Annotated in this window: 6 protein-coding genes; all 6 read right to left on the bottom strand. The window is 56.0% G+C overall.

The window, feature by feature from the left end; translation table 11 throughout:
- A partial coding sequence (locus VGE80_RS02595; protein WP_440591569.1) for a proton-conducting transporter transmembrane domain-containing protein occupies positions 1–629 on the bottom strand: 629 nt, incomplete at its 3' end.
- Between the two features lie 54 nt (positions 630–683).
- Positions 684–2,273, bottom strand: coding sequence for a complex I subunit 4 family protein (locus tag VGE80_RS02590; RefSeq protein ID WP_373650500.1), 1,590 nt, complete (start codon positions 2,271–2,273; stop codon positions 684–686).
- Positions 2,274–2,332: 59 nt separating this feature from the next.
- Positions 2,333–4,762: an NADH-quinone oxidoreductase subunit L gene (nuoL, locus tag VGE80_RS02585; protein WP_440591568.1), complete on the bottom strand. Its 2,430-nt coding sequence runs from the start codon at positions 4,760–4,762 to the stop codon at positions 2,333–2,335.
- Between the two features lie 136 nt (positions 4,763–4,898).
- On the bottom strand, positions 4,899–5,210 hold the full coding sequence (gene nuoK / locus VGE80_RS02580; protein WP_373650502.1) for an NADH-quinone oxidoreductase subunit NuoK: 312 nt from the start codon (positions 5,208–5,210) through the stop codon (positions 4,899–4,901).
- Positions 5,211–5,260: 50 nt separating this feature from the next.
- Positions 5,261–5,953: an NADH-quinone oxidoreductase subunit J family protein gene (locus VGE80_RS02575; protein ID WP_440591567.1), complete on the bottom strand. Its 693-nt coding sequence runs from the start codon at positions 5,951–5,953 to the stop codon at positions 5,261–5,263.
- Positions 5,950–7,218: a complex I subunit 1/NuoH family protein gene (locus VGE80_RS02570; RefSeq protein ID WP_397571348.1), complete on the bottom strand. Its 1,269-nt coding sequence runs from the start codon at positions 7,216–7,218 to the stop codon at positions 5,950–5,952. The genes VGE80_RS02575 and VGE80_RS02570 overlap by 4 nt, the downstream gene beginning before the upstream one ends.
- Positions 7,219–7,627: the final 409 nt, after the last annotated feature.

Genomic DNA, 7,627 nt, shown 5'->3' with positions numbered 1-7,627 from the left:
TCGGCCGTTCCCAAGAGACCCGCAAGGAGGCTGATGCCGAACAACATCACACCGGCCGACCCGGCTCCATACACAACGAATTTCAGGGCCGCTTCACTGCTTCGGCGGCGACCTTTCAGGAATCCAGTCATGACGTAACTGGGAACGCTAGCCATCTCGATTCCCAGGAAAAGAATCAGCAAGTGATTCGCGCTGGACATCAGCATCATGCCCACCACAGCACCCGACAGCAGCGAGTAGAAGTCAGGAGCGTCCTCGTCGTCAGGAATCCCTGTCAGGACGGTCAGGGCGATCACGAAGACAAGGAAAAAGGTGAGGAACCCACGGAAGAACGTCGAGAACTCATCGTGAACGGCCAGACCTGTGAAAATCTCGACGCCGACCGCTTCACCAACCGTGAATTGCCAGAACTGCGACAAGATGAGAACGAACGCGCCCATCCCTCCCGCCACGGCAAACCAGTGTGTCGGGATGATCTTGTCGAGACTGGTCAGTCGTGCAAGCAGCATCAAGATGATCGAGCCGGAAAGAATCAGTTCCGGCAGGATGATCTTGAGCGAGCGAAGCAGGGAAACCTGCCCGGCAACGTCACCACTCAAAAACTGCTGATATAGAGCTTCAAAATCCATCGGATTCGCTATCAGTAAAGCGGCTTGCGGATGTGGAACAACGAACGCCGGCAACTACTTCCATTGCGATGTCTGCATCGCAGTCACCGCGCCGTACAGCGCCTCGTATGAGGATGCAAGGCTCTCTGTCAGTACCTGAACCGATGCCTGCATCGGATTGAACAGCAGTTGAGGCAGCACGCCAAACAGAATCGCTGTGGCGACAAGCGTGTAACCAATCGCGAGTTCGCGCGGATTCATTTCGACCAGTGCTTCCGGGTGGGGGCCTTTGTACTCAGGACCCAGATAGACCCGTTGCAGCGTCCACAGGATGTAGCCTGCGGTCAGGATCACTCCGCTGGCAGAAATAATCGCCAGCAGGGGGCTGAAGTTCCAGCAGGCCAGGACCGAAAAGACTTCGCCGACAAAGCCGCATAGTCCGGGCAACCCCAGTCCAGCGAAGAAGATGACTGCGGCCAGGCCTGAATAGTGCGGCATAAACTGAGCGATGCCACCAAACTTGTTGATGTCACGGTGATGGACCCGGTCGTAGAGAACTCCGACCATAAAGAACATCCCGGTGGAGGAAATCCCGTGGGCAATCATCTGGAACATCGCCGCATTGATTCCCATTTCCCAGTACGAACGCCCCAGCGTCCGACCGTCGACGATCTTCCAGACCGCGATTCCAATCAGGACATAGCCCATGTGACTGACCGAACTGTAAGCGACGAGCCGCTTGAAGTCGGTTTGAGCCATCGCTGCAAACGCACCGTAAATGATGCTGAAGACGCCCAGCCCGACGAGAAAATACGCGGCATACTGTGCACCATACGGAGCCAGCGGGAACGCGATGCGGATGATTCCGTAGCCCCCCATCTTGAGCAGCACCCCTGCCAGTATCATGGAGATTGGCGTGGGGGCTTCGACGTGGGCATCGGGCAACCAGGTGTGGAAGGGGAACGCGGGCAGCTTAATTGCGAACCCGATGAACAGCATGATGAAGGCGGCGATCTGCATCGTCGTCCCGTACACGGGGGCCTTACCATCGCTGGTTCCTGCGGCGATACGAGCCATTTCCAGCAGGTCGAATGTGCGGTCACTGTTGAAGTAGAACATCAACATGGCGATCAGCATCAGCACAGAGCCGGCCAGGGTGTAGAGAAAAAATTTGATGGCCGCATATTCGCGCCGAGGTCCACCCCAGATCCCGATCAGGAAATACATCGGCAGCAGCATGACTTCCCAGAAGACGTAAAACAGCAGGAAGTCGAGTGCAGTGAAGACACCCATCATGCCGGTTTCCAGTAACAGGAACAGCATCAGGTAGCCTTTGAAATTCTTCTCAATGCTCCAGGAAGCCAGCATTGACAGCAGACAGACAAAGCCCGACAGCACAATCAGGGGCAAGCTGATTCCGTCGACTCCCAAAGTGAAATTTGCGTTCCAGTTGGGGATCCAGGGAACCGAAATCCGGCACTGCATTCCCGACTGGGATGGATCGAACTGCGCCCACAACTGCAGGGTCAATGCGAACGTGAGCGCCGTTCCCAGCACTCCCCAGTATCGCATCGCCTCCTTGGCTTTCGCGTCAAAGCACAGCAGCGGGATCGCCCAGACGGCTGGCAAGAAGACGATACAGGTCAGGATTGTTTCCGAACTCATGATGAATTTCATTCCCTCATTCGTGCATCAACCATTCAGATGGCAGGCAGAATCCAAGATTACTTCGGAATTGTCGTGTACAGGGCACCGAACAACACGATGACGCCAACTGCGATCCACATCACATACTGCCGCAGGTGACCGGTCTGAACGGCCTTCAGCGATGATCCGACTGTGTATGTCATGCTTCCGACGAGATTGACCAGACCATCGATGAACGTCTCATCGAACTTGCGGTCAAGTTTGGACACCATCACTGTCAGGCCGGCAGCTCCGTGCAGAATGGAGTCAAGCACCTTCCGGTCAAAGTTCACGCACCACTTGGCGACGACATGAACGGGGGCAACAAACATCACATCGTACAGCGTGTCGAATCGCCATTTGTTGACCAGGAAGTCATAGACTGAAGAGAATTGCCTGCGAACCTGATCCGGATCAACCGACTTTTTCACGTACAGCAGGTAAGCGAGGCCCATACCGACGAAGGCGGCGACCAAAGCAAGAAACCCCGCCATTGGATGAACGTGGTGGACGTCACTGTCATGCCCGTGATGGCTGGGCAGCGTGACTTGTGATGCTCCTGCGGACACAACGCGAGTCGCGGCCGGGACGGTCTCGCTGTCGGTGATCAATCGATACAGCGGCCCACTCTCGCCGGGCCAGGCACACGCGGCTGCAAGGACTGCCAGGACGATCAGCGGAACGGTCATGATTCGCGGATTCTCATGGCAGTGCTCATAAACATGAGCATCACGAGGTTCGCCCGCGAACGTCATGAACCAGAGGCGGAACATGTAGAATGACGTGATTCCTGCCGTGACTAGAGGCGTGATGAACAGCAGGAAATGGTTTGGATTTAATTCGCTGTAGGCCAATGCGGAAGCGACGATGGCATCCTTGGAGTAAAAGCCCGAGAACCCGATGGCGGTCCCCGGAATTGCCAGCCCCGCAATGGCGATCACGCCGACGAGCATGGTGTAAGCGGTGATCTTCATTTTGTGGCGGAGGCCGCCCATCTTCCGCATATCCTGTTCATGGTGGCAGCCGGCAATCACACTGCCCGAGCACAGGAACATCAGTGACTTGAAGAAGGCATGCGTGACGAGGTGGAACAGTCCTGCTCCCCAGCCCGCGACTCCGATCCCCAGCATCATGTAGCCGAGTTGACTGATCGTGGAATAGGCCAAGACCCGTTTGATGTCCGTTACGACCAGGGCGATGGTGGCTGCGACGAACAGGGTAATGCAGCCGATGTAAGCAATCCCCAGCAGCACTTCAGGAGTAAACACGGGGTAGAATCGGCCTGCCAGATAGACACCGGCGGCGACCATGGTTGCCGAGTGCACGAGCGCGGAAACAGGTGTGGGACCTTCCATCGCGTCGGGGAGCCAGGTGTGGAGCGGGAACTGGGCACTCTTTCCGATGCTGCCCGCAAAAATTCCCAAGCCTGCGGCGACCAGCAGTGAATAACTGATCGTCAACGGCAGTCCGTCTTTCTCTGCGCGGTGGCCATGAGCGTCGCGCAAGTGGACCTGCAGTCCGTCGTCCGAGACGTCGAGCGTTCCGTCGGTTCCACGAACCATTGTGAACAGACCTGCCTCGGCGTGTTCACCTTCACGGCGGTCCCCGAACTGGAATGTCCCGAACGAGGTCCACAGGATCATCATCCCGATCAGAAATCCAAAGTCTCCGACACGGTTCATGATGAACGCTTTGTTGGCTGCGGTGCTCGCCGATTTCCGCTCGATGTAGAAACCGATCAACAGGTAGCTGCACAGACCGACCAGTTCCCAGAAAATAAAGACCTGGAAAATGTTGCCGGCCAGAACCAGACCGAGCATCGAAAAGCAGAACAGCGAGAGATAGGCGAAGAAGCGGTAGAATCGTCCGGGACGACTGAAGTGGCCTCCGTTGTGAAGGTGGACTTCATGGTCTTCGTATTCTTCGGTCAGCTCTTCCTGCATGTAGCCGATTGCAAACAGATGAATGCACGTCGCGATGAAGGTCACCATCGTGAACATGACCAGCGTCAGACTGTCGATATACCAGTCGAGCGAGATCCGTAGTCCACTGAAACGAGCCAGTTCATAGTAGGTTCCGGAGAAGTACTTCGGAGCAGCGGGAGTCGGGTGAGCCCCCCCAGCGTGATCGTCCGCCGCATGGGTGTCTGCATGCACAGCCTCAGCGTGCGCCTTGGCATCGTCGTGGTGGGGGGCCGAGCTGTCATGGTGTTCGGCGTCGTGCGACGCCACATGAGCATGATGTTCGGGCTCTGACAAGGCCGCCCAGTGTGTCTGGTTGCCCCAATAGATCAATGCGGAAAGGCTGCAGAGAAAACCGATCCCGATACACGCCACGGCCGTGTAGGCGGCACCTTGATGGAGTCGATGTGACCATCTGAGCCAGTAGATCTCGACGACGAAGCCGACAAGTGGCAGGAGCCATGCCACCGTCAGCAGATACATCAATACTTCACCAGTCTCAGTCATAATTCCATCACTGAATATGTGGGCTGGACACAGACTGATTCGTCCGTGGTTTCTGATCTCTCTTTATTTCAGCCGGTGCACGTTACTTGCGGCGATTCATTTCGCAAGTGACGGGCAGAGTTCACCTGGAAGGTCGCTATCCCTGCAGCTCGTTTCCTCGGTCCACATCGATTGTCAAATGGTTGTTATAGAAGTTGAGAGCGATCGCGAGTGCCACTGCCGCCTCGGCAGCTGCCAGAACGATGACGAAGAGTGCCGTTGCCTGCCCATCCAGGCCCAGTGGGGTATAGCGTGAGAAGGCGACGAAATTGACATTCGCGCCATTCAGCACCAGTTCGACCCCCATCAGGATCCCGATGCCGTTTCGCTTTGTCGCCATGCAGACAACGCCGCAGACGAATAACACTGCACCTACCATCAGGTAGGCATTCAGGCCAATTTCACCCATGATCGAATTTCACTTTCCAGACTGACGGTGGCTGTGAGCAGCGAGCGCCATTATTCCAGACTGACAGCTTCTTCCGACACGGCGCGTCGTTTTGCCCGCGCGAGGTATGCAGCTCCAATCAAGACGACAAGCAGATGAACGGAAACAATTTCAAATGGCAGAAAATATCCAGGGGCCAACCCCTGTGCTCCTCCTACGGCAAGGTTTCGATCCACACGCATTCCCAGGAAGCTCATCCCCAACTGCCGAATCGTTCGCCCCTGCTGCACGCGTGCTTCCAGATCTGCTTTCGCCTGTGTTGATCCGGTATTAACGAGTACCTCTTCGGCGTGTGCACCGAGCGTCAGGTCGGCGAGAACAGGTGCTGCCGGGATGGTCGGTGATCGGGCAGTGATATCGGCCCAATCGACATACCCGATTGAAGAGATCAGGACGAAGAGCAGCAGGACTCCCACTGCGGCACCCATGATGCCTTCCGCCGGTGAAGTCTTGATCGTGGAATAGGGTCCACTGGCAGTCAGCATCACACCGAAGACCAGCAGGACGACTGTACCACCGACATAGATCAGTAGCTGGGCAGCTCCGAGAAAATCGGCATGGAGCAGAAAGAAAAGTGCCGCGACGGAACCAAGAGATACAACCAGCCAGAACGCCATTCGAACCACGTTCTGTGATGCGGCGACAGCAATCGCGCCACCACAGGCAAGAAAGGCGAATGTGTAGAACAGAAGTTGTTCAATCATTGTGGTCCCCCCTTGCCCTCTGACGCGACGTGAATGCCAGTGGCTGTTGAACGGAGGACCGCTTTTTCACCGAGTGGTGCACCAGCCAGAATCGGACGTGAAAAGACAGTGGTGAGTGTCAGTGGCCACAGAACGGCCATCAGAAAGAGAAAGCAACTGATCGGGACGAGGTACTTGAGGCAGGTGGTCATCACCTGATCGATTCTCAGGCGAGGCAACGTCCACCGAACCCAGATCTGCACAAAGACCAGCAGACAGGCTTTCGTAATCAGGACGATCGCGCCGAACAGATTTGCAATGTACGTCCCGATCGAAAAGCCTGAAATCCAGCCACTTCCCGTACCACGCAACCCGTCGAACAGGCTGTCGATCATCAGACCGTCGTGCCAGCCTCCCAGAAACAGAATTGCCGCCACGGCGCTGACGGCAAACATGCTCGAATATTCGGCGAGAAAGAAGATCGACCACCGGAAGCCGCTGTACTCGGTATGGAAACCGGCGACCAGTTCGCTTTCGGCTTCGGCAAGATCGAAGGGGGCTCGTTTGACGCTAGCTGTTGCCACTGTGAAGTAGGCGAAGAAGGCCAGAAAGGTGAAGGGGTCATGAAACAGAAACCAGTTCCAGAAGCCGCCCGACTGCAACCGGCCGATCACCTGGAAGTTCAGCGATCCGGCGATCATCAGCGGTATCAAGGCACAGATCGCGAGTGGGATTTCATAGCTCACCATTTGAGCCGCTTCGCGCATTGCGCCGAAAAGTGCCCATTTCGAACCGCTCGAATATCCCGCGAGAATAATCCCGAGGACTTCGAGTGACATAAGTGCCAGGATCAAAAAGGCTCCACATTCTGCTGCAACGGCGACCCAGCCGTCGGAGATGGGCAGAACCATGAACGCACCGAAGGAGGCGATCGTCGCGAGATAGGGTGCCATGCGGAAAACGAGGTTGTCGGCATCCTTGGGAACAAGGTCTTCCTTCTGGATCAACTTGATGCCGTCTGCAATCGTTTGCAGCCAGCCGAAACTGCCACCGACACGTGTGGGGCCCAGGCGGTCTTGAATACGACCGGCGACTTTTCGTTCGAGCCAGATGTAGAAGACGGGAAGTCCACCGAACAACCCCAGAAGCAGGGAGGCGTGGATGACTGCTGCCAAGAGGAAAGCAACAAGAAGAAGTGTCTCTGAATCAGCGGGAATTTTCGCCGTAGACGAGATTACCCTGACCAGGAAGTCCTGCAACGTGATTGAGGCCAGCAAGCCATGCATGGGTTGTGTCCATTCGGAATCGAGCCCGCCCACATGATGGGAGGCGGCAGGGAGCGGGCCAACTATGCCAGATGGATTTCACCCTTTCAAGCGAGCCGAACATCTTTCGCTACCATTCCCACGAATGGGAAGTCATTTGACTCCACGGACCTTGGTAACCTTTTCTCAAAGCGCCGCGTCATAACCGCAGCAGGTCATTCATCTCCAATTGTCTGCCTCGTCTGGGGTAGACGAAGGGCGACTGCCGGGGTTCAATCATTCAGGTTCCTTCGCGACTGTGCTTGATTTCAGGCGTGACTGTTCGATATTGTCGGTTTTGGAATCCGTTCCAAAGTGACTCGATGAACCGTTTTTGACCGTTCAGATTGGCGAGGTTTTGATGGCGAAGAAAAAAGCCACGGGAGGGCTT

Origin of the sequence: Schlesneria sp. (genome assembly GCF_036405755.1) — a bacterium.
GTDB classification, from domain to species: Bacteria; Planctomycetota; Planctomycetia; order Planctomycetales; family Planctomycetaceae; genus Schlesneria; species Schlesneria sphaerica.
Note: the sequence above shows the minus strand (reverse complement) of the source record. Positions and strands in the feature narration are given on the sequence as shown.